The organism is Massilia sp. P2_C2, assembly GCF_056404615.1.
Genome location: NZ_JBFUDR010000041.1, coordinates 1 through 22940, shown reverse-complemented (window position 1 = coordinate 22940; position 22940 = coordinate 1). Strand labels below are relative to the sequence as shown.

Annotated in this window: 25 protein-coding genes and 1 pseudogene; 24 read left to right on the top strand and 2 right to left on the bottom strand. The window is 65.3% G+C overall.

Annotation, left to right across the window (positions count from 1 at the left end):
- Positions 1–320 precede the first annotated feature (320 nt).
- The 11 genes from AC1DYX_RS07495 to AC1DYX_RS07445 all read left to right on the top strand — a co-directional run bounded on the left by AC1DYX_RS07495 (position 321) and on the right by AC1DYX_RS07445 (position 9784).
- The gene (locus AC1DYX_RS07495; protein ID WP_477257867.1) at positions 321–1769 is read left to right on the top strand and encodes a flagellin N-terminal helical domain-containing protein; all 1449 of its coding nucleotides are present in this window, start codon (positions 321–323) and stop codon (positions 1767–1769) included.
- An 89-nt stretch (positions 1770–1858) separates the two neighbouring features.
- On the top strand, positions 1859–2224 hold the full coding sequence (locus AC1DYX_RS07490; protein WP_477257865.1) for a flagellar protein FlaG: 366 nt from the start codon (positions 1859–1861) through the stop codon (positions 2222–2224).
- 168 nt (positions 2225–2392) lie between these two features.
- Positions 2393–5038: a flagellar filament capping protein FliD gene (fliD, locus tag AC1DYX_RS07485; RefSeq protein ID WP_477257863.1), complete on the top strand. Its 2646-nt coding sequence runs from the start codon at positions 2393–2395 to the stop codon at positions 5036–5038.
- Positions 5039–5062: 24 nt separating this feature from the next.
- A complete protein-coding gene (gene fliS / locus AC1DYX_RS07480; protein ID WP_477257885.1) occupies positions 5063–5515 on the top strand; it encodes a flagellar export chaperone FliS in 453 nt (150 codons plus the stop codon).
- Positions 5516–5529: 14 nt separating this feature from the next.
- Positions 5530–5853: a flagellar protein FliT gene (locus AC1DYX_RS07475; protein WP_477257861.1), complete on the top strand. Its 324-nt coding sequence runs from the start codon at positions 5530–5532 to the stop codon at positions 5851–5853.
- 9 nt (positions 5854–5862) lie between these two features.
- A complete protein-coding gene (gene fliK / locus AC1DYX_RS07470) occupies positions 5863–6993 on the top strand; it encodes a flagellar hook-length control protein FliK (protein ID WP_477257859.1) in 1131 nt (376 codons plus the stop codon).
- Positions 6980–7345, top strand: coding sequence for an EscU/YscU/HrcU family type III secretion system export apparatus switch protein (locus tag AC1DYX_RS07465; RefSeq protein WP_477257857.1), 366 nt, complete (start codon positions 6980–6982; stop codon positions 7343–7345). Before fliK ends, AC1DYX_RS07465 begins: the two co-directional genes overlap by 14 nt.
- Positions 7329–8087 carry a flagellar brake protein gene (locus AC1DYX_RS07460; RefSeq protein WP_477257855.1) on the top strand — a complete coding sequence of 253 codons (759 nt, stop codon included), beginning with the start codon at positions 7329–7331 and terminating at the stop codon, positions 8085–8087. Before AC1DYX_RS07465 ends, AC1DYX_RS07460 begins: the two co-directional genes overlap by 17 nt.
- Positions 8088–8159: 72 nt before the next feature.
- Positions 8160–8861, top strand: a complete 702-nt coding sequence (locus tag AC1DYX_RS07455) for an RNA polymerase sigma factor (RefSeq protein ID WP_477257853.1) — start codon at positions 8160–8162, stop codon at positions 8859–8861.
- Between the two features lie 78 nt (positions 8862–8939).
- Complete coding sequence (locus AC1DYX_RS07450) at positions 8940–9461, top strand: DUF4142 domain-containing protein (RefSeq protein WP_477257851.1); 522 nt, start codon at positions 8940–8942, stop codon at positions 9459–9461.
- A complete protein-coding gene (locus tag AC1DYX_RS07445; RefSeq protein ID WP_477257849.1) occupies positions 9458–9784 on the top strand; it encodes a cupredoxin domain-containing protein in 327 nt (108 codons plus the stop codon). Before AC1DYX_RS07450 ends, AC1DYX_RS07445 begins: the two co-directional genes overlap by 4 nt.
- Before the next feature lie 285 nt (positions 9785–10069).
- On the opposite strand, the gene fliE is transcribed toward AC1DYX_RS07445, so the two are convergent.
- On the bottom strand, positions 10070–10465 hold the full coding sequence (gene fliE, locus AC1DYX_RS07440) for a flagellar hook-basal body complex protein FliE (protein ID WP_477257847.1): 396 nt from the start codon (positions 10463–10465) through the stop codon (positions 10070–10072).
- Positions 10466–10622: 157 nt separating this feature from the next.
- On the opposite strand from fliE, the gene fliF reads away from it, so the two are divergent.
- From fliF to fliR, 13 genes are all read left to right on the top strand, one after another.
- Positions 10623–12308 carry a flagellar basal-body MS-ring/collar protein FliF gene (gene fliF / locus AC1DYX_RS07435; protein WP_477257845.1) on the top strand — a complete coding sequence of 562 codons (1686 nt, stop codon included), beginning with the start codon at positions 10623–10625 and terminating at the stop codon, positions 12306–12308.
- Complete coding sequence (fliG, locus tag AC1DYX_RS07430) at positions 12308–13312, top strand: flagellar motor switch protein FliG (RefSeq protein ID WP_477257843.1); 1005 nt, start codon at positions 12308–12310, stop codon at positions 13310–13312. The genes fliF and fliG overlap by 1 nt, the downstream gene beginning before the upstream one ends.
- Positions 13312–14049: a flagellar assembly protein FliH gene (fliH, locus tag AC1DYX_RS07425; protein ID WP_477257841.1), complete on the top strand. Its 738-nt coding sequence runs from the start codon at positions 13312–13314 to the stop codon at positions 14047–14049. The genes fliG and fliH overlap by 1 nt, the downstream gene beginning before the upstream one ends.
- Positions 14046–15443, top strand: coding sequence for a flagellar protein export ATPase FliI (gene fliI, locus AC1DYX_RS07420; protein ID WP_477257839.1), 1398 nt, complete (start codon positions 14046–14048; stop codon positions 15441–15443). The genes fliH and fliI overlap by 4 nt, the downstream gene beginning before the upstream one ends.
- Positions 15444–15478: 35 nt before the next feature.
- Entirely contained in the window at positions 15479–15919 is a 441-nt protein-coding gene (fliJ, locus tag AC1DYX_RS07415; protein WP_477257837.1) for a flagellar export protein FliJ, read from the top strand.
- A 28-nt stretch (positions 15920–15947) separates the two neighbouring features.
- The gene (locus tag AC1DYX_RS07410; protein WP_477257835.1) at positions 15948–17267 is read left to right on the top strand and encodes a flagellar hook-length control protein FliK; all 1320 of its coding nucleotides are present in this window, start codon (positions 15948–15950) and stop codon (positions 17265–17267) included.
- Between the two features lie 203 nt (positions 17268–17470).
- Positions 17471–18025 carry a flagellar basal body-associated protein FliL gene (gene fliL, locus AC1DYX_RS07405; RefSeq protein ID WP_477257833.1) on the top strand — a complete coding sequence of 185 codons (555 nt, stop codon included), beginning with the start codon at positions 17471–17473 and terminating at the stop codon, positions 18023–18025.
- A 26-nt stretch (positions 18026–18051) separates the two neighbouring features.
- Positions 18052–19035: a flagellar motor switch protein FliM gene (gene fliM, locus AC1DYX_RS07400; RefSeq protein WP_036233788.1), complete on the top strand. Its 984-nt coding sequence runs from the start codon at positions 18052–18054 to the stop codon at positions 19033–19035.
- A gap of 18 nt (positions 19036–19053) precedes the next feature.
- On the top strand, positions 19054–19479 hold the full coding sequence (fliN, locus tag AC1DYX_RS07395) for a flagellar motor switch protein FliN (RefSeq protein WP_435569949.1): 426 nt from the start codon (positions 19054–19056) through the stop codon (positions 19477–19479).
- Positions 19476–20285, top strand: a complete 810-nt coding sequence (gene fliO / locus AC1DYX_RS07390; RefSeq protein WP_477257830.1) for a flagellar biosynthetic protein FliO — start codon at positions 19476–19478, stop codon at positions 20283–20285. The genes fliN and fliO overlap by 4 nt, the downstream gene beginning before the upstream one ends.
- On the top strand, positions 20285–21028 hold the full coding sequence (gene fliP / locus AC1DYX_RS07385) for a flagellar type III secretion system pore protein FliP (RefSeq protein ID WP_477257828.1): 744 nt from the start codon (positions 20285–20287) through the stop codon (positions 21026–21028). Before fliO ends, fliP begins: the two co-directional genes overlap by 1 nt.
- Positions 21029–21038: 10 nt before the next feature.
- A complete protein-coding gene (gene fliQ, locus AC1DYX_RS07380) occupies positions 21039–21308 on the top strand; it encodes a flagellar biosynthesis protein FliQ (protein WP_477257826.1) in 270 nt (89 codons plus the stop codon).
- A 12-nt stretch (positions 21309–21320) separates the two neighbouring features.
- Positions 21321–22136: a flagellar biosynthetic protein FliR gene (gene fliR, locus AC1DYX_RS07375; RefSeq protein WP_477257824.1), complete on the top strand. Its 816-nt coding sequence runs from the start codon at positions 21321–21323 to the stop codon at positions 22134–22136.
- 148 nt (positions 22137–22284) lie between these two features.
- Here fliR and AC1DYX_RS07370 read toward each other — a convergent pair.
- Positions 22285–22940 (bottom strand): annotated as a pseudogene (locus AC1DYX_RS07370) (flagellar hook-associated protein FlgL); the annotation flags it as partial.

Genomic DNA, 22940 nt, shown 5'->3' with positions numbered 1-22940 from the left:
GCCCAGGGACGCCGCCACGCCTTGCGCGTGCGCGGCGTTTCGTTTTTATCGTCTCCCGTTTCCAGGCAATTCACGCAATGCTGAAAAAATAATTTTTTTCGCCCTAAAGTTCCGGATTTCGCCGCCGTCTAGGCAGCTCAGTCTCGACCAGCTTCACGAAAAATTCGAAAAAATTTTCGCTCTACCCCTCTAAACTTTTTCCGTAGAGCACCGTTACCTGCATCAACAGCGGTTTGAATGTCACAGAACAGCGTGGCAGACCAAAGTGAACTTGAGTGGCACGTCGCCACGCCCCGCAAGACCAAGTCTGGAGAGACAACATGTCGTCCGTTATCAATACCAACGTAGCATCCCTGAACGCCCAGCGTAACCTGTCCGCTTCGCAGAATTCGCTCAACACCTCGATCCAGCGCCTGTCCTCGGGCATGCGCATCAACAGCGCAAAGGACGACGCCGCCGGCCTCGCGATTTCCGATCGTATGAATTCGCAGATCCGTGGCATGAACCAGGCAACCCGCAACGCGAACGATGGCGTGTCGATGGCCCAGACGGCTGAAGGCGCCCTGTCCAGCTCGGGCGACATCCTGCAGCGCATCCGCGAATTGGCTGTGCAGTCGTCGAACTCGTCGAACTCGGCCAGCGACCGCAAGGCCCTACAGACCGAAGTCACCCAGCTCAGCTCGGAACTGAACCGCATCGCCGGCACCACCGAATTCAACGGCCAGAAGCTGCTGGACGGTTCGATGGGCACCGCCAACTTCCAGGTCGGCGCCAACGCCAACCAGTTGATCTCGATGACCGGCGCGAACTTCACCACGTCGACCTACGGCGACAACCGCATGGATCTCAGCGCCAAGCAGACGACCGCCACCGTCGCCGGCTCGGTAGGCGCTGGCGCCATCGTGCTCAACGGCTCGCTGGGTTCCAAGACTTATACCGTCACCGCGGACGAATCGGCCAAGGCCACCGTTGCCGGCATCAACAAACTGAGCGGCGACACTGGGATCACCGCCACCGCCAAGACCGAATCGCTGCTCCAGGGTTCGGCCAACTCGTCGTACACGTTCGACCTGACCTCGGACAACAGCACTGCCGTGACCATCTCGTTCTCGGTCGGCGCCGCCACCGACGCCAACGGCTACGCTTCGGCAATCAGCGCCTTCAACGCGCAGACGGCCAAGACGGGCGTGACCGCGTCCTTCGACGAGACGAACGGCGGCATCAAGCTGACCAATGCCGAAGGCAACGATATTTCGCTGACCAACAATTCGGCCACCGCCACCGCGACGCTGGGCACCTATGACACGGCCGGCGCCCCGATCGCCGCCCCGACGAGCATGGCTGCCGCCGGTGGCACCGCCGCCGCCAAGGGCCGCATCATCATGGACTCGGACCAGAGCTTCTCGGTAACCGACGCCAGCGGCTGGAGCCTGACCGGCGCGTCCTCCCTGAACTCGGTGGCGAACATCGACGTCAGCACCTTCGACAAAGCGCAGCTGGCCATCAAGGTCGCCGACGCCGCCCTGTCCTCGGTGAATAACCAGCGCGCACAACTGGGCGCACTGCAGTCGCGCTTCAGCTCGGCAATCTCGAACTTGCAATCGTCGACGGAAAACCTGTCGGCATCGCGCAGCCGCATCGTCGACACGGACTTCGCTTCGGAAACCGCGAACATGACCCGCGGCCAGATCCTGCAACAGGCCGGTACCTCGATGCTGGCCCAGGCCAACTCGCTGCCGAACGGTGTCCTGTCCCTGCTGCGTGGCTAATTTGTAATGTAGTAAGCCTCCGATARCGGTGTAGAGTGATTCCTCGGCTGGAGAAATTCAGCCGAGGAATTTTTGCTAGGGAAGTCATTATGAACATTCAACCTGTGAGTTCGCCCGCATCTCCGCGCGTGGATGACCGTTCGGCCCAGCCGGCGGCATCTACGACTTCGACGGATGCAACCGGCAAGAGCCGGCCCGCCGATGGGGTCAAGCCGTCGCGAGAGGAGGTATCGGCCGCCGTCAAGAAGATGAACGACGCGATGCTGGGTTCGTCGCAAAGCCTGCAGTTCTCGATCGATGAAGACAGCAAGGATATCGTGGTCAAAGTCATCGACCAGAGCACGAAGGAAGTCGTGCGCCAGATTCCTTCCAAGGAAGCTCTGCAGATCGCGAAGTCGATCGACAAATCGATTGACAAGATGCAGCAGGGCCTGCTCATTGATCACACGGCCTGAGCGTTCCATGCGTGCGTCTTCGGTCAAGCGCGGCGGTCTCCGCCGCGCTTGACGTCGTTTACTCTTGCCAGATTGGCAGAGCAGCGAAATAACCGGTATTTCCTACTCTCAAGTCCCGTTTGCTTCTGTCGATAATGACTTACATTATCGCTTTCACAGGAGAAACAAGTGGGGATCAGCTCACCTGGTATCGGTTCCGGCCTCGATGTCAACGGCCTCGTCAGCAAGCTGATGGATGCCGAATCGGCGCYGCTCAGCAGGTACGACACGAAAACGGGCGTGTACCAGGGCAAGCTGCAGGCTTATGGCCAGGTCAGCTCCGCCGTCGGCACCTTCCAATCGGCGTTGGCTTCACTGAACTCGGCCAATACCTTCAGCGCGCTGACCACAACGTCCAGCAACAAGGACCTCATGACCGCCACCGCCGGCACCGGGGCGGTACCAGGCAAGTACAAGATCAACGTCACCCAGCTGGCCCAGGCACAAAGCCTGATGACGGGCGGCCAGGCCACCACCAGCAAGCAGATCGGCGACGGCAGCAAGACCACGCTGACGTTCCAGTTCGGCAGCGTCAGCGGCGGCACGTTCGGCACGACCGGCACCTCACTGAGCGTTGGCACGGCCGCGTCCGGCATCGCCACCGGCTCGCTGACCATCAATGGTACAGCCATCAGCACCAACGGCACCACGCGCAGCGCGCGCGACCTCGCGCAGGTCATCAACGACGAGTCCAGCAATACCGGCGTTTCCGCCAAGGCCGGCACCACGACCACGTCGGCCACGCTGTTCAGCGGCTTCGGCGACGTCACCGTCGCGAGCGGCGGCAACTATGCATTGTCGGTGGGTGGGGTCGCATTGGCCTCGTCGGACGGCAGCACGACCGTGACTGCCGCATCGATCGACACCGCGCTCGCCACCAACAGCATCAAGGACGGGCTGGCAGCGGCCAACATCACATTCAGCGGCTCGGCCGCCAACGGCGACCTGCAATTCTTCGCGGCGGACGGTTCCAACATCAGTATAAAGGAAGCGGTGAGCGGCAGCGTCACCGGCGGCATCGGCCTGGCGGCCAATGCCGCCAACACGGGGTCGAACACCACCGCGACCGCGGGTGTCACGCTGAGTTCGGCGGACGGCAGCCAGATCGAGATCGGCGGCAACAACCCCGCCGCGGCGGGCCTGRCGGCGGGCAGCGCCGGCAGCTACCTCGGCGCCGGTTTCACCCAGGACGGCAGCCAGCCCAGCGGCACCGTCACGCTGGACACGAAGGACCAGACCCTGCAAGGCATCCGCGACGCCATCAACAAGGCCAACGTGGGCGTCACCGCCACCATCGTCTCGGACGGCAGCGACAATCCTTACCACCTCGTGATCACGTCGAACAAGACGGGCGCGAAGTCGTCGATGAAGATCAGCGTGGACGGCGCGGACGGCGGCCCCGTCAACGCCGGCATCGCCAGCCTGCTGGGCTACGACCCGAACGGCGCCCAGGGCCTGACGCAGACGAGCGGCGCCCAGGACACCAAGCTGACCATGAACGGTATCACCGTCACGAGCGCCAGCACGACCGTGGACGACGTCGTGCAGGGTGTCAGCATGKACCTGAACTCGACTGGCAGCACGACGCTGACGATCAGTCAGGATACGAGCTCGGTATCGACAGCAATCAACGGGTTCGTAAAAGCGTACAACGACCTGAATTCGACGATCTCGAAACTGACCGCGTACGACCCAACCACTAAATCGGGCGCCGTCCTGCAGGGCGATTCGGCGGTGCGCGCCATCCAGACCCAGCTGCGGCGCGCGCTCAGCGCCTCGGTCGAGGGCCTGAACAGCAATATGACGAACCTGACGCAGGTCGGCATCACGTTCGGGGACGATGGCAGCCTGAAGGTCGATTCGACCAAGCTGAGCACGGCTATCTCCGGCAATTTCAGCAACATCGCGGGCCTGTTTGCGGCGGCCGGGGCGGCCAGCGACGGCGGCATCACGTACAACAAGTCGGGCACGGCCACGCAGCCGGGCGAATACGCCGTGAACATCACGCACATGGCGACGCAGGGCACGCTGACGAGCGCCAACGCACTGTCGGGTTCGACGACGATCGCCTCCAACACGACGTGGACCGTCACGCTGAACCAGACCGATCCGGCCACCGACAGCAAGGTGCAGAACATCAAGATCCCGGCCGGCACGTACACGAACGACCAACTGTCGTCCATGCTGCGCGCCGCCATCAACGGCAACAGCACGTTCGCATCGGCCGGAGACAGCATCGATACCTCGGTCGACGCGAATGGCCACCTGTTGATCTCGTCGAGCAAATTCGGCGAAACCTCGAATATTTCAGTGGCCAGCGTCACCGGCACGCCGGTCAGCGACCTCTTCGGCGGCGCCACGCCGGCCGCCGGCACCGATGTCGCGGGCACCATCGGCGGCGTCGCGGCGACCGGCAACGGCCAAGTGCTGACCGCGGCCGATGGATCGAAGGCGGCCGGCATCCAGCTCACGATCAACAGCGGCGTCACCGGCGACCGGGGCACCGTCACGTTCTCGCAGGGCTACGCCTATGCACTCACGAACCTAGCTACGAGCTTTACCGGCAAGAACAGCCTGCTGGCCAGCAAGACCGACGGCCTGAACGCCAGCATCAAGGCGGTGGCCGACCAGCGCGACCGGTTCAGCCAACACCTGACCCAGGTGGAAGCCATGTACCGCAAACAATTTACCTCGCTCGACACCATGCTGCAGTCGATGCAGAGCACCCAAAGTTATCTGACGCAGCAGTTGGCAGCCATCGCCGCCAACCGTTAAACCTGGATTTATTGGAGAACCATGATGTTTGGAACCATGAAACGCGGCGTCAATGCCTACGCCAACGTGGGCCTCGAAACCGGCATCGCCTCGGCCTCGCCGCACAAGCTCATCGTGATGCTGTACGACGGTGCCCTCGTCGCGCTGCTCAGCGCCAAGACGAACATCGCCGCCGGCAATATCGCGGCCAAGGGTTCGGCCATCTCGAAGGCCATCTCGATCATCGACAACGGCCTGCGCGCGTCGCTCGACAAGAATGCCGGCGGCGAGATCGCGGCCAACCTGGATGCCCTGTACGACTACATGAGCCGCCGCCTGCTGCACGCGAACCTGAAGAACGACGTCACCATCATCGACGAGGTGCACGGCCTGCTGGCCGACCTGCGCAGCGCCTGGGTCCAGATCGGCGACAAGGTCCAGCAGCCGGAGCCCGCACCGACGGCCATGCCGAAAGCCCCGACCATGGCGAGCGCGTGATGGGGAGCGCAGCGATGATGACGAATACCGAAATCGCGGCCCTGTACGAAGCCATGGTCGGCATCACCGACCAGATGCTGGCCGCCGCCACCGCGAGCGACTGGGACCGCCTGCAGCAGCTCGAGCGCCAGTGCGCCGCCTGTGTACGCCAGCTGAAGGACAATGGCGACGGTCCGCTGGCCGGCCAGGAGCGCGTGCGCAAGGTGAACGCGATCCGCAAGATGCTCGATTCCGACCGCAAGATCCGCGACCTCACCCAGCCGTGGATGGCGAAACTGCAGGCCATGATCAGCAACAAGACCGTCGAGCGCCGCGTCGCGCGTGCCTACGGCGTCTAACCCTGAGCAATGCTGCCGCGCGATACCGTCTCGCTGACCCAGGTCGCGCCGGCACGTCCCACCCTGCCGGTCGGCGACCCGCGCCAGCAGGCGTTCGCGCGCGCACTCGCCGGACTCGTCGGGCAATCGCTGCAAGCCGATGTTTTGACGAAACTTCCCGACGGCAGCTTCGTCGTGCGCATCAATGACATGGCGGCGCGCATGCCGCTGCCGCAGGGCGCCCAGGTCGGCACGCAGGTGCCGCTGACCCTGGTAGCCATTACGCCACGGCCCACGTTCCAGGTCCAGACGGGCCAGGGCACCGCCGCCTTCGCCGAAGCCGGCCCGCCGCTGCCGGAAGGCACCGACCCGCATGCCTCCCCGCTCGCCTGGCTCGAAGGGAAAAATGCCGCCGCGCTCACGCGCACCGCCGCCCTGCTGGCCGGCACGCGCGGCCTGGCGCAACTCCCGGGCGGCGGCGCCGACGGCGCGAACGCGTCGATCAGCACGGCCGGCAAGGCGCTGGGCGATGTCGTCGCGGCGGCGCAACACGCCGGGACGCAGGCCAGCGCAGCGGTCGGCCGCACGCCGCTGCTGGACGGCCCGTCCGCCGACGCCGGTGCCATCGCGCAGGCGCTGCGCGACGGGCTCGACAAAAGCGGCCTGTTCTACGAATCGCACGTGGCCGAATGGGCCGATGGCGCCCGCCCCCGCGCCGACCTGGCGCTGGAACCGCAGGCGCGCGGCCTGCCGCCGCCCACGAACCCGGACACGGCCCAGCTCATCAACCTGCAGCTGAACGCCCATGAACAGGGGAAAATCGCCTGGCAAGGACCTTTATGGCCGGGCCAGGACCTGCACTGGGAAGTCGAACGGGATGCATCGAGCCGGCAAGACGGCGGCGAAGGCGAAGACGGCGCCGCGTGGCAGAGCAGCCTGCGCCTGCGCTTCGGCGCGCTGGGCGAGGTGGCGGCGCGCGTCGTGCTGTCCGGCGACCAGTTGCACATCCGCCTCGACGCGCCGGATGCCGGCATCAAGGGTTTGCTGGACGCACACCAGGCGCGTCTGGCGCAGGCGCTGGACGCGGCCGGCACGCCGCTGGCCACGCTGGCCATCCACGACGCCGCGCGTACCGGCGAGGCGGACGATGGACAAGGATAAATCCGCACGCCGCCAGAGCGCCGTCGCGCTCGCGTATGGCGCCGGCGACGCGGCGCCGAAAGTCATCGCCAAGGGCCGTGGCCTCGTCGCCGAGCAGATCATGGCGCGCGCAAAGGAAGCCGGCGTATTCGTGCACGAGTCGAAGGAACTCGTCGCGTTGCTGATGCAGGTCGATCTCGACCGCCAGATTCCACCCGCGCTGTATCGCGTCATTGCCGAACTATTGGCATGGCTCTATTATATTGAATCAGCGCAAGTTTCCGGGCAGATCAAACCGCCCGCCCCCGACATGGCGCCCCTACTGCCACCTCAAGAGACCACTCCGGTTGACACAGATGCAAGCAATCACTGACGCAGAATTAGAAGCCTGGCACGACTACGAGATCGAGTCGCGCAGGGAGATCGTGGCCCTGCTGCGCCAGATCGGCGAAAAGAACCAGCTGATCCGGATGTTGATCAAGGGCGAGGCGGACGTGTGCGTCACGTCATTGCTGGATGTCGATCCGGACAGCGACACCGTCATCATCGATCGATCCGTCAGCGCCGAGCAGAACACGCGCATCGTGGCCGCGGGCGAGGTCCGCTGCGACACGTCGCTGGACAAGATCCGCATCGTGTTCGGCCTCGAGAATTTGCGCGAAGTGCAATTCGAAGGCGGCACCGCGCTCGCCGCCGATATTCCGACCAGCCTGATCCGCCTGCAGCGGCGCGAGTACTACCGCATGCCGACGCCGGTGACGAACCCGGTGCGCGCGACGATCCCGCTGCCGGCCGAACTGGGCGGCGGCACGGGCGTATTCCCGCTGGCCGATATCAGCTGCGGCGGCATCGCGATCTACGACAACAAACTGCAACTCGGCACGACGATCGGAGAGACCTTCACGGATTGCCGCATCGAACTGCCGGAAATCGGGGCCGTGACCTGCTCGCTGCAGATACGCAACTCGATCGACATGACGCTGCTTAACAACAAGACGAGCCGCCGCCTGGGTTGCCAGTTCGTCGATATCTCGCGCGGCAATCTTGCCGCTGTGCAGCGCTACATCACCAAGCTCGAACGCGAACGCAACGCGCGCCTGGCTGGCCTCGCCTGACGTATCCTGACGACGGGAACGCGGGGCCCCGGCCCTGCATCCAATCGTCAGGCATACGACACGAGGACTCCCATGCACCCCGCCAGACACTATCCCTCCCCCCTCGACGACGACGGACTGCTGCACCGCATCCGCACCGGCGACCGCGACGCTTTCACACTCCTCATGCGGCGTTACAACCGGCGCCTGTACCGCGTGGCGCGCAGCGTCCTGCGCGACGACGCGGAAGCGGAAGATGCGCTGCAGGATGCATACCTGCAGGCCTACCGCGCCCTGCCCGCCTTCCGTGGCGAGGCCGCGCTCGGCACCTGGCTGACGCGCATCGTCGTCAACGCGGCGCTGATGCGCCAGCGCAAGACCGGTCGGCTGGCCGAGATCATCGAACTGGGGGCGGACTACGGCGCGGACGACGCGGCTATGCCCCATGGTGCGGACGACGGCCACGCGGAAGCGGCGCAACCGGAACTGGCCGCGCTGCGGGCCCAGACGCGGCGCCTGATCGAGACCGGCATCGACAAGTTGCCGACCGCCTTCCGCACGGTGTTCGTGCTGCGCGCCGTGGAAGAGCTGACCGTCGAGGAAACGGCAGCGACGCTGGACATTCCCGCGGCGACCGTACGTACCCGTTACTTCCGGGCCCGCGCCATGCTGCGCGAGGCGCTCGCGCGCGAGATCGACTTCGCCATCGAGGATGCGTTCGGCTTCGACGGCGCGCGCTGCGACCGGATCGTGCACATGGTGCAACAACGCCTGGAAGCGGACTCGTCCAGCTAGACGATGGCGGGAACGCGCGCGCTTCAAAGTGCATCGAATGGATTGCTCCACCCTTACAACCCATTTAAGGAGTCCACCATGAACAAAACCACCCCGCTGATCCTGTCCTCCCTGCTCGCCCTGGGCCTGTTCTCCCCCGCCCACGCGGCCGGCCCGAACGACGCGCAGATCGCCGCCATCGTCGTCGCCGCCAATACGGTCGACATCGACGCCGGTAAGCAGGCCGAAAAGAAAGCGCACGGCAAGGATGTGCGCGCATTCGCCAAACGGATGGTCGCCGACCATTCCGGCGTCAACAAGCAGGCCGTCGCGCTCGTGCAAAAACTGCACGTGACGCCCGAGGAGAATGACACCAGCAAGAGCCTCACGCAGGGCGGCGCGACGATGCGCACCACGCTGGAAGGCCTGTCCGGCAAGGCGTTCGACAAGGCCTATGTCGACAACGAGGTGACGTACCACCAGACGGTGCTYGACGCCCTCGACAAGACTTTGATCCCGAACGCGTCGAATGCCGAGCTGAAAGCCCTGCTCGTCAAGGTGCGCCCGGCCTTCGTGGAGCACCTGGAGCATGCGAAGCACATCCAGGCCGAACTCAAGTGAAAATCCTGCTGATCGCCGCCCTCTGGCTACCCGTGCTGGCCGGGGCGGCGGAACACCGTGTCGTCATCGACGCCATGCAGTTTTCGCCGCAGGTGGTGGAGGCCAGGCCCGGCGATACCATCATCTGGGAAAACCGCGACATGTTCGTCCACAACGTGACGGGCGCCGCGGCCGGCGTGGGCTCGGGCGACCTGCCGCCCGGCAAGACGTGGCGCTATGTGGTGCGCGCCGGGATGTCGTTCGACTACCTGTGCACCCTGCATCCGATGATGAAGGGGCGGGTGAACGTGGCCAGCCCGCCCAAACGTACTTCAGCGCGCTAAAAAATCGGGGTCAGAAAATTCGGGGTCAGAGCACATTTTTCGGAAAATTCGGGGTCAGAGCGATTTTTTGAACAATTGATCTCGGCCGCTATACACGCAGCGATAACGTGCGCTCGTACTACATCATGGAGTGCGCTACCGAAGAAGCTCGGGAATCAAGCGATTCCAAATGTCTCTTCCTCAAAAAAGTGCTCTGACCCCGAATTTCGACAAAAAAGTGCTCTGACCCCGAATTTACTGACCCCGAATTTACAAAAACCGCCACGGCCGCCGGCGCGTTGACCGTCACACCTGCATGTTCATGATGTCGTGATAAGCCGACACGAGCTTGTTGCGCACCTGCACGGTAGCCTGGAAACTGATGCTGGCTTTCTGCATCGCGATCATCGTGTCGGACAGGCTGACGGAATCGTCGCCCGCGGCGAATTTCTTGCCCATGTCGTCGGCCTGGATCTGGGCGTTGCTGACGTTTTGCAGCGACGCCTTCAGCGCATCGGAGAAGCTGACCTTGGTCGATGACTCGGCCGCATCCGCGCCGGATGCCTTGCCGAGGCCGCCAATGCCGGTGCCGCCGCCCAGCGCGTCCGCAGCGGATGTCGCTGTGGCCGGCTTCTGGGCCGCCGCCTTCAGCTGCGCCATCATCGCTTCGATCCGGCTGCTGTCGATGCCGCCGATGTTCATGTCACTCTCCCTGCGCAATTCGATTCAGGCTGTCAGAATATCACCGCCCCAGCAACTATTGCCCTAGAGCAGCACCGGAAATAGGGCCTTATTCCGGGGTTTGAAATTGCCCTACGGCTTCATAATGGTGTTCATAAACCCATTCCCTCCCCCAACCATGGCAACCACAGCGGAAGAACTCCTCGACAGCGACCTCGAAACTCCGGCAGAAGAGAAGCCGAAGTTCTGGCAGACGACCACCGGCAAACGGGTCGTGATCGGCGGCGCCATCGCCGGCGTGCTGGCGATCGTCGCGGCACTGTGGCTGTGGACGTCGGCGCCGGAATACCGCGTCCTGTTCTCCAATTACACCGACAAGGACGGCGGCGCGATCACCGCGGCGCTCGACCAGATGGGGGTCAAGTACAAATTCTCCGACGGCGGCAACGCGATCCTCGTGCCGGCCGAGCGCATCCACGACCTGCGCCTGAAGCTGGCCCAGCAGGGCCTGCCGCGCGCCGGCAACGTCGGCTTCGAACTGCTCGAGAACCAGAAGCTGGGCACCTCGCAATTCGTCGAACAGGTCAACTACCAGCGCTCGCTGGAAGGCGAACTGGCGAATTCGGTCCAGTCGCTGGCCGCCGTCGCCTCGGCGCGCGTGCACCTGGCGCTGCCGAAGCCGTCCGTGTTCGTGCGCGACCAGCAGAAGCCGACCGCATCCGTGCTGTTGAACCTGCAGCCGGGCCGCACCCTCGATCCGGCCCAGGTCAGCGCCATCGTGCACCTGGTCGCGTCGTCGATCCCGGAACTGCCGCCGGCCAACGTCACCGTCGTCGACCAGAACGGCACCCTGCTGTCGGACAGCGCCAACAGGAACGGCAAGCAGCTCGACCCGAACCAGCTGAAGTATGTCGAGGCGCTGCAGCAGAACATCGTCAAGCAGGTCGAGTCGATCATCGCCCCGCTCGTGGGCCAGAACAATGTGCGCGCCGAGGCGACGGCCGAAGTCGACTTCGCCCAGACCGACACGGCGGCCGAGATGTACAAGCCGAATTCGCCGCCGGAACCGCAGGCGATCCGCAGCCAGCAGACGTCCGAGCAGACCGGTCCGGGCAGCACCAACCCGTCCGGCATCCCGGGCGCGCTGTCGAACCAGCCGCCGGGCGTGGCCACCGCCCCGATCGACGGCAACGCACCGGCCGCCGCGCAGACGACGACGACGGGCCCGAGCCGCAAGGATTCGACGACGAATTACGAAGTCGACAAGACGATCCGCTACGAACAGAAGCCGATGGGCGGCGTCAAGCGCCTGACGGTGGGCGTGGTGGTGAACTACCGCCGCACGATCGATCCGAAGACGGGCAAGCTCGTGATCAAGCCCTTGAGCGCCGCCGAAGTCGCGCAGATCAACGAGCTGGTCAAGCAGGCGATGGGCTACAGCCAGGCGCGCGGCGACACCTTGAACGTGACGAACGCCCCGTTCGACGGCGTCGACAAGCCAGCCGAACAGGCGCCGGAATGGTGGAAGGACCCGACGAACCTGCCGCTGGCGAAGGACATCGCGCGCTACGTCTTCATCGCCCTCGTGCTGGCCTTCCTGTGGTTCCGCTTCGTGCGGCCGCTGCTCAAGCCGGCGATCAAGAAATTCGACGAAGCCGTGGCGATCCCACCCGAGCCGGAACCGGAAGTGCCGGAACCGGAGCCGGAACCGGATCCCGAAGAGGAAGCCCGTCTCCAGCGTGAGGTGGAAGACCAACAGAAGGTTCAGGTCTACAAGAGCAACCTGGAAATGGCGAAAGAGCTGGCCAAGCATGATCCTCGCATCGTGGCCAACGTGATCAAAGAATGGCTGGGTACTGAATAATGAGCGACAAGGACAAGGAAAGCACGACCAAGGCGGCCATCCTGATGCTGGCCCTGGGCGAATCGGAAGCGGCCGAGGTCATGAAATTCCTCGGGCCGCGCGAGGTGCTCAAGCTCGGTGCCGCGATGGCGCAGATGAAGGCCGTGCAGCACGAGGAAGTGTTGACCGTGCTGGGCGAATTCCGCGAGCGCGTCGACCTGCAATCGACCGTCGGCCTCGATTCCGACGAATACATCCGCCAGGTGCTGACCAAGGCGCTGGGCGACGACAAGGCCGCCGTCCTGCTGAACCGCATCCTGGGCGGCAAGGACGCCTCCGGCATCGAGAGCCTGAAGTGGATGGACTCGCCGTCGGTCGCCGAGCTGATCCGCAACGAGCACCCGCAGATCATCGCCACGATCCTCGTGCACCTGGAACGCGACCAGGCCTGCGAAATCCTGGCGCACTTCACCGACCGCCTGCGCAACGACGTCGTGCTGCGTATCGCCACGCTGGACGGCGTGCAGCCGGCCGCCCTGCGCGAACTGAACGACGTGCTGACCAAGCTCCTGTCCGGCAACGAGAACATCAAGAAGTCGTCGCTGGGCGGCGTGCGCACGGCGGCCGAGATCCTGAACTTCATGAGCGGCGAACAGGAAAGCTCCGTCATGGAGAACATCAAGAACTACGACAACGACATGGCGCAGAAGATCATGGACGAGATGTTCGTGTTCGACAACATCATCGACATCGACGACCGCGGCATCCAGCTGCTGCTGCGTGAAGTGCAGTCCGAGATGCTGATCATCGCGCTGAAAGGCGCGTCGCAGGACTTGCGCGATAAAATCTTCAAGAACATGTCGCAGCGTGCGGCGGAAATGATGCGCGAAGACCTGGAATCGAAAGGTCCCGTGCGCCTGTCCGAAGTGGAAACCCAGCAGAAGCAGATCCTGCAGATCGTCCGGCGCCTCGCCGACGAAGGGCAGATCGTCCTGGGCGGCAAGGGTGAGGACTCGTTCGTCTGATGGCCATCCCGAAAGAACAGCAATCCGCGTACCAGCGCTGGGAAATGACGTCGTTCGGCGACGAGCGCCCCAGCACCCTCGCCCAGCGCGCCGTCGAAGCCGAGAAGGCCGCAGCTGCTGCACGCGCCTACGAGCCGCAGCAGCAGCAACAGCAGCCGCCGCAGCCGGGCATCCAGCTGCCGACCGCCGAGGAACTCGAGGCGATCCGCGCCGCCGCGCGCGAGGAAGGCTATGCCGAGGGCCTCGAAGCGGGCCAGGCGGAAGGCCACGCCGCCGGCTACGAGGAAGGCCTGGCGCTGGGCCGCGCCGAAGCGGCCGAGGAACTCGACTACCTGCGCCAGCTGGCGACGACGTTCGGCGACGCCGTCACCGAGGCCGACGAGGCCATCTCGAACGACGTGCTGGAACTCGCGCTGCACCTGGCGCGCGGCATGGTGCGCACGGCGTTCGACGTGAAGCCGGACCTGATCATTCCCGTCGTGCGCGAAGCCATCGACTACCTGCCGAACCTGCAGCAGCCGGCCCTGCTGATGCTGCATCCGGAAGACGCGCTGATCGTCAGGAGCGGCATCGGCCATGAACTCGACAAGAACGGCTGGCGCATCGTCGAGGACGAGAGCATCGCGCGCGGCGGCTGCCGCGTGGACACGGCCAGCAACCAGATCGATGCCCAGATCGCGGCGCGCTGGCAGCGCCTGGCGCACGCGCTGGGCAAGAACATCGAGTGGCTCGAATGAATGACGCCAACCCGCACACCGGCCGCTGGAAGTCCTACCTGAAGGACTGCGGCAACGTGCTCGATCTCGTCGAGCCGATGCAGGTGTCGGGCCGCGTCACGCGCGTGGCCGGTCTCGTGATGGAGTGCGTGGGGCTGAAACTCGCCGTCGGCAGCGCCTGCATGATCCCGGTCGCATCGGGCGCACGCATCGAGGCGGAAGTCGTCGGCTTCGAGGGTGACAAGCTGTTCCTGATGCCGCAGTCGGACGTGGAAGGCGTCGTGCCCGGCTCGCGCGTGTTCCCGGTGGAAGCGAGCGTGCCGAAACCCGGCACCGTCGCGCATCCGCGCCGCCGTCCGATGGACCGCGCGCGCCACCTGCCCGTCGGCTGGGGCCTGCTGGGCCGCGTCGTCGACGGCGCCGGCCGCCCGCTGGACGGCAAGGGCCCCGTCGTCACGGAAGACATGGGGCCGCTGAACGCGCGCCCCATCAACCCGCTCGACCGCGCGCCGATCTCGGAAACGCTGGACGTCGGCGTACGCGCCATCAATTCGATGCTGACGGTGGGCCGCGGCCAGCGTCTCGGCCTGTTCGCCGGTACCGGCGTCGGCAAATCCGTGCTGCTCGGGATGATCGCGCGCTACACGACGGCCGACGTGATCGTCGTGGGCCTGATCGGCGAACGGGGCCGCGAGGTCAAGGAATTCATCGAGCAGATCCTCGGCGAAGAGGGTCTCGCCCGCTCCGCCGTCGTGGCCGCCCCGGCCGACGCGCCGCCGCTGATGCGCCTGCAGGGCGCCGCCTACGCGACCGCCATCGCCGAACACTTCCGCGACCAGGGCAAGAACGTCCTCCTGATCATGGATTCGCTCACGCGTTACGCGATGGCGCAGCGCGAGATCGCCCTCGCCATCGGCGAACCGCCGGCGACCAAGGGCTATCCGCCGTCCGTGTTCGCCAAGCTGCCCGTGCTGGTGGAACGCGCCGGTAACGGCCAGGCGGGCGGCGGCTCGATCACGGCGTTCTACACCGTGCTGTCGGAAGGCGACGACCAGCAGGACCCGATCGCCGACGCGGCGCGCGGTATCCTGGACGGCCACATCGTGCTGAACCGGAAACTGGCGGAGGCGGGCCACTACCCCGCCATCGACATCGAACAATCGATCTCGCGCGCCATGCACGGCATCACGTCGCGCGAGCACCAGCAGGCCGCGCGCACCCTGAAACAGCTGTACTCGCGCTACGAGCGCTCGCGCGACCTGATCAGCGTGGGCGCCTACGCGCCGGGTACGGACCCGGTGCTGGACAAGGCCAYCGCGCTGCACGACCGCGTCGAGGCCTTCCTGTGCCAGGAAATCCACGACAACGTCGGCATGCTGCAGAGCTTGGGGGAATTGACCTCGCTGTTCGGGTGATTGACCGGGACGCCCATCGGTATACTTGACCTACCATGGCCAACGCATCCGCACTCGACACCCTGATCGACCTCGCCCAGCGCGAGTCCGACGCCTGCGCAAAGCGCCTGGGCGCCGCGCTGAAGGCCGTCGACGAGGGCGAGCAGAAGCTGCAGATGCTGCTCGGCTACCGCGACGACTACGCGAACCGGCTCGACGCGGCGCAGATGGGGGGCATCACCCCGTTCGCGTACCAGAATTTCGTCGCCTTCCTCGGCAAGCTGGACCAGGCGATCGACGGCCAGCGCGAAGTGCTGAAGCACGCGCGCGTGAAGGCGGACATGGAAAAGAAGGGATGGCAGGAGAGCGAGCGCAAGCGCCTGTCGTACCGGACCCTGAACGAGCGCGCGGCGCTCGAGGCGCTGGCGCTCGAGAACAAGCGCGACCAGAAGATGATGGACGACCATGCGGCCCGGACGGCGCGCTTCAAGCGCTGACCGGCGCCCACCAAACGAGCTAAGCGACATGACCACGACTTCCACTATCCAGCTCAATACCGCCGGCGGCGTCAACCCGCGCAACGGCAACGCGGGCAACGGCAACGGCGGTAGCGACAACGGCCAGTTCGGCGCCCTGCTGGCCGGCCAAATGGAGCGCAGCGGCGCGGCACTCGCGCTCGCATCCATGCCGGCCCCAGCACCGGCCCCGGCACCGGCGCCGGCACCGGCCCCGAAACAGGCCGCGAAACCTGCGGAGGCGGACAAGCCCGCGCAACCCGACGACGCCGCGCCGCAGCAGGCCGCACAGGCGACCGACGCCAGGACCGATGCGGCCGATGCCAGGGACGACACCGCCGCCGCCAGGTCCGACGACAAGCAGGACGACGACGACAAGAGCAAGGCCGGCGACCCGGCCAGCGCCATGCTCGCGCTGATGGCGAGCCTGCAGAAGCCGGGCACGAACAATGGCAAGGCGACGGCGGCCCAGGCCTTCGACGCGCTCGCCGGCAAAGGCAAGCGCTCGGACGCCACGCAGCTGGCCGCGCTGCAGACCGCGATGAAATCGGTGTCGAAAGAGGCCGGTATCGACGCCACCGGCGCAAAGACCTTCGCGGCCACGTCGATCAAGAACCCGGCCCTCGCCGCCGCCGGCGCCGATCTCGGTGCCGACAAGGCGGCGACGGCGACACAGGACTTGCGCGCCGCGCCGGGCRCCGTCAAGGCGGAAGCCGCGCCACAGCTGGACGCGGCCCTGCAGCAGGCGCGCGACGCCGCGCTGCTGGCACAGAAGGAGCAGGCACCGACGGCCGTCGCAACGGCCGCCCAGCTGCAGCCGGCCGCGCTGGAAGCCGCCCAGGCCGCGGCGGCGGCCAGCGAGGAACTGACGGCGCGCGTGGGCACGGATGCCTGGAACGACCAGGTTGGCCAGAAGGTCGTCTACATGGTCGGCGGCGAGGACCAGACGGCATCGCTGACCCTGAACCCGCCGGACCTGGGTCCGCTGCAGGTGGTGCTGTCCGTCTCCAATGGGCAGGCCGACGTGACGTTCTCGTCGAACCAGCTGGAAGTGCGCCAGGCGCTGGAAAACGCCCTGCCCCGCCTGCAGGAAATGATGAGCGAGAGCGGCATCGCACTGGGCAATGCGACGGTCAACGCTGGCATGTCGAACGGCGGCCAGGCGCAGCAGGACCAGGCGATGGCGTCGAGCGGTTTCGGCCGGGGCGGCAACAACGGCCGCGGCCATGGCGGCGACGATGCGGGCACGGTGGCGGGCGAAGCCACGGTGCGGCCGGCCACGCGCACGGCCGCAATCGGCGACCGGGGCATGGTCGATACGTTTGCATAAAGGATCGCAGATCGATGCCGGGCGGGGTGATTGATGCCAGGGCGTCAATCACCCCGCGTCGTTTGCATACCGCATCGACAACAAATCCATCAGGAAACAACGAGATACCCGAGGTTCCTGCCTCTTTTCGACCGTTGCTTCTGCTCACCTTTTCCCGATAATGACATAATGACGGGACGATCCAACAGCGGAACCGAAGACTCTTGAAAGCGAATCCGAAAATCAAAGCCGATCCGAAAGTGGATGCGGCAGCACCGACCCCCAGCGGCCGCGGCAAAAGCAAGCTGTTCATCATGATCGGCGCGGCCGTGCTCGTGCTGGGCCTGGGCGGCGGCGGCGCCGGCTGGTACTTCCTGCACGCGGGCGGCGACGAAGCCGCGGCCGAGCCTGCGAAGAAGGAACATGCGGGCAGCAGTAAGAAAAAGAAGAAAAAGGACGAGGCGGCGCCCGAATACGTGAACATCGACTCCTTCACGGTCAACCTGCAGCCGGAACACGGCGACCAGTATCTGCAGGTCGCGTTCACGTTGCAGGTCGACAGCCCGGAACAGGTCGAGCTCATCAAGGCCAATATGGCCAAGGTCCGCAGTCGCGTGCTGCTCCTGTTGTCGGGCAAGAAAGCATCCGAGATCAGCACGGTGGAAGGCAAGCAGCAACTGGCCGGCGAGATCCTGGCGGCGGTCAACGAACCGTTCGTCCCTCGCGGTGACGGGCAGGAAGTGTCCGACGTTTTGTTCACTTCATTCATCATCCAGTAAAGCAGAAGTCATTACGGTAGAGCAGCATGGCCGATAATTTTCTCTCACAGGAAGAAGTCGATGCCCTCCTGAAAGGGGTCAACGGCGATCAGGACGACGTCGCGACGCCTGAAGACACCTCGGGAGTACGCACCTATAACCTGGCAACGCAGGAGCGGATCGTCCGCGGCCGCATGCCGACGCTCGAGATCATCAACGAGCGTTTCGCCAGGTATCTGCGGGTCGGCCTGTTCAACTTCCTGCGCCGTTCCGCCGAGGTGTCGGTGGGGTCGGTGCGGGTGTCAAAGTACAGTGAGTTCATCCGTAACCTCGTCGTGCCGACGAACCTGAACCTCGTCCACATGAAGCCGCTGCGCGGCACGGCGCTGATGGTGTTCGACCCGGGCCTCGTGTTCCTGCTCGTGGACAACCTGTTCGGCGGCGACGGCCGCTTCCACACGCGCGTGGAAGGCCGCGACTTCACGCAGACCGAGCAGCGCATCATCATGCGCATCCTCGACATCGTGTTCGAGGCGTATGCCAAGTCGTGGGAACCGGTGTACCCGATCGAATTCGAGTACATCCGCTCGGAGATGAACACGCAGTTCGCGAACATCGCCACCCCGAACGAAGTCGTGGTATCGTGCACTTTTACCATCGAGCTCGGTTCCGTATCGGGCCAGATCCATTTCTGCATGCCCTATTCGATGGTCGAGCCGATCCGCGATGCGCTGACGTCGAGCATCCAGGGCGAGGCGCTGGAAGTCGACAAGCGCTGGATCCGCCTGCTGACGCAGCAGATCCAGGTGGCGGAAGTGGAACTGGTGGCCGTGCTGGGCCACGGCAAGGCGAATTTCGACGAAATCCTGAACATGAAGGTCGGCGACGTGATCCCGATCTCGGTCCCGGAAACGCTCCAGGCCACCGTCGACGGCGTGCCCGTGATGGACTGCAGCTATGGCGTGTTCAACGGACAATATGCACTGAAGGTCGAAAAACTGCTGGCGAACAGCGAAACCTTCAACAAGTAAGCAACACAGGAGAGAAACATGTCCGACACTCAAGACGACCAAAGCAGCCTCGACGACGATTGGGGCGCCGCGATCGCCGAGCAGGCCGCCGCGGAAGCTGCTGCACTGGCCAGTCAGCAGCAGGCCGCCTCGGCCGCCGTGTTCAAGGATTTCTCGAACAAGGGACCGCGCCCGGACACGCCCAACGACATCGACTTCATCCTCGACATCCCGGTCCAGCTGACCGTGGAACTGGGCCGCACCAAGATTGCCATCAAGAACCTGCTGCAACTGGCGCAGGGTTCCGTGGTCGAACTGGATGGCCTGGCGGGCGAACCGATGGACGTGCTCGTCAACGGCTGCCTGATCGCCCAGGGCGAGGTGGTGGTCGTGAACGACAAGTTCGGTATCCGCCTCACCGACATCATCACCCCGTCGGAGCGCATCCGCAAGCTCAACAAATGACGGCGCGCCTGCTGACCATCCTCGCCCTCACTCTGCCACTGGCCGCCTGCGCGGCCCAGCCGGGCCCTGGGCAGGGAGCGGGACGGTCGGCCGATGCCGCACCAGCGCCTGCGCCAACAGTGGCGGCGCCTGCGCCGGCGCCCGTCGTGGCCGAACCCGCAACAGCACCGGCACCCGCACCCGCACAGCCGACTACCCGGCAAGCTCCACAAGCTACGTCGCCTACGTCCCCCGCGAAGGCACAACCGCGGGCAGTGGCCGGCACCGGCGCGCCTTCCGCCGCCGCGCCCGCGTCCGGCACCGCGCAAGCGCCGGCCGTCCAGCCCGACACCACCGCGGCGCCCGCCGGCACGGCAGTTCCCGCGCCACCGGCGGCGCCGGACGTCGTCGCGCCACGCCCTGCCGCGCCCGGTGCCACGGTACCGCCGGTCACGATGCCCGCCGGCTCCTCCACCGGCAGCCTGCTGCAGACGCTGTTCGCGCTGATCGTCGTGCTGGCCGTGCTGGGCGCCCTCGCCTGGTTCCTCAAGCGCTACGGTCCCAAGGTGGCAGGCGGCAATGCGAACCTGCGCGTCGTCGGTTCGCTGAACCTGGGCGGTCGCGAGCGCATCGTGGTGGTCGAAGTCGGCAATGAATGGATCGTGGTCGGTGCATCACCCGGCCGCATCAACGCGCTGGCGACAATGCCGCGCCAGGACGGGCAGCATGGCGACACCGGCTCCGCCAACGCCACCCTGGCGCCGCATGCTCCTGCGGCGCACAGCTTCGCCGACTGGCTCAAACAAACGATCGACAAACGCAAGTGATGCTTACCAAACGACTCCTGCTGGCGACGGGCCTGCTGGCCCTGCCGCTGGCGGCGGCGGTGGCGGCGCCCGCCATTCCCGCTTTCACGACGAGCCCGGCCCCGGGCGGCGGCACCGCCTACTCGCTGCCGGTGCAGACCCTGCTGCTGATGACGGCGCTGACCTTCATCCYGGCGGCCCTCCTGATGATGACGAGTTTTACGCGCATCATCATCGTCCTCTCGCTGCTGCGCCAGGCCCTCGGCACGCAGACGGCGCCGCCGAACCAGGTGATGGTCGGCCTCGCGCTGTTCCTCACGCTGTTCGTGATGGGGCCGACGTTCGACCGCATCTACACGGAAGCCTATGTACCGCTGCAGGAAAACCGCATCCAGATGGGCGAGGCGATGGACAAGGCCGCCGCGCCGCTGAAGGGCTTCATGCTGAAGCAGACGCGCCAGTCCGACCTCGCCCTGTTCGTCAAGATCTCGCGCACGCCCGCGCTGCAGGGCCCGGAAGACGTGCCGCTGCGCGTGCTGATCCCGGCCTTCATCACGAGCGAGCTGAAGACGGCGTTCCAGATCGGCTTCGCCATCTTCATCCCCTTCCTCATCATCGACATGGTCGTCGCGTCCGTGCTGATGTCGATGGGTATGATGATGATGTCGCCGGCCGTGATCTCGCTGCCGTTCAAGCTGATGCTGTTCGTGCTCGTCGACGGCTGGCAGCTGCTGCTGGGCTCCCTGTCCCAGAGCTTCTACTGAGGAGGCCCCGATGACCCCGGAAAGCGTACTCGCGATGGGCCGCACGGCCATGGAAGTCACGTTGATGGTCTCGGCACCGCTGCTGCTCGTCGCGCTCGTCATCGGCCTCGTCGTCAGCATCTTCCAGGCCGCCACCCAGATCAACGAACAGACCCTGTCGTTCATCCCCAAGCTGGTCGGCATCTTCATCGCGCTCGTGCTCGCGGGGCCGTGGATGCTCTCGGTCATGACGGACTATATGCGCAACGTATTCAGCGGCATTCCGCAGTTGATCGGTTGACGCGATAGTCCGATGATTTCGTTCACCACGACGCAGTTGTATGCGTGGATCGGCGGCCTCTTGTGGCCGCTGACGCGCATCCTCGGGCTCGTCGCGGTGGCGCCCGTGTTCGGCAACACCGCCGTGCCCATCCTCATCAAGACGACGCTCGGCGTGCTGCTGGCCGCGATCATCGCGCCGACACTCCCGGCCATGCCCGTCGTCGATCCGACGTCGTGGGCGGGCATCCTGATCGTCGCGCAGGAACTCCTGATCGGCGTGGCGATGGGCTTCGCCATGCGCCTCGTGTTCGCCGCCATCGAATTCGCCGGCGAGGTCGCCAGTTCGACGATGGGCTTTTCGTTCGCTTCCTTCTTCGACCCGACGTCGGCCGGCCGCTCGTCGGCCATCAGCCAGTTCCTCGCCCTCGTCGCGACGATGGCCTTCCTCGCCATGAATGCCCACCTCGTGCTGATCGAGGCGCTGGCAGAAAGCTTTTTCACGCTGCCGATCTCGGCCACGCCGATGTCGCTGTCGGCGCCGCTGGAAATGGTGCGCTGGGGTAGCCGCGTGTTCTCGGCCGGTTTGCAGATCGCGATGCCGATCGTGGCGGCCATGCTCATCACCAACATCGCGCTGGCGATCCTCACGCGCGCGGCGCCGCAGCTGAACCTGTTCGGCATCGGGTTCCCGATCACGCTGGGGGCCGGGTTTCTCGTCATCAGCCTCACCCTGCCCTATCTCGGTACGCCGTTGCAGAACCTGTTCAACCAGGGCATCGAGGCGGGGCGCAAGATTCCGCGGGTGGGCGGACAAAGGCCGCAGCCATTACCGATACCGCCGCGGTAATGCATGCGTTTGGTGGGCGGAGGCCGCCCACCCTACGGCAACAGAAACGTTCGTAGGTAGGCACCCAGTGCCACCAAATGCGTGCGGATCAAGAAATGTAATTGAAGAGCGCGTAGGGTGGGCACCCCGTGCCCACGCGAACGTTTGATTACGAGATATAGTTAAAGAGCGACAGGCCCGACATCGTCTTGAACGACACCTGGGCCGCCTGCAGCGTCTGCTGCTGCTGGGTGAACAGCGAGATCGCCTTGGCCATGTCGAGGTCCTGCAGGCCGCTMAGCGTGGTCTGGTACTGGACGTTGAGGTCGTCGCCCGTGCTGTCCAGGTAGTCGACTTCCTTGAGGCGCGCACCGACCGATGCCTGCACGGTCAGCACATTGTCCAGCGCATTCTGCATGTGCTGGCTGGCCGTTTTCAGGTTGTTGGCCAGCGTGGCCCTGCCGGCGTCGCCCGCGGCGCCGGTGTGCAGGGTCTGGATCAGGTTGGTGATCGTCGTGAACACCGACTGCTTCTGGCTCGGCTGGACGCTGAACGCATCGCCGTCGGCCGGGGCTCCCTTGATGTCGAATGACATGCCGTCGAAGGAAATCGAGGCGCCCGAAGTGTAGGGCTGGTTGCTCAGCACGGCGCTCGCGGGCGACGTCGAATTGTCCGTCACCGTATAGGTCGTCACGGCCGGCGTACCCGCGACCTGGAAGTCGATCGCGTAATCGTGGCCCGTCAGCTGGGCCGGGTTGGTCACCGCGCCCGGCGCGATGATGCCCGATCCCTTGTTGGTGGCCGCGCCCTGCGTCAGGAAGGTGC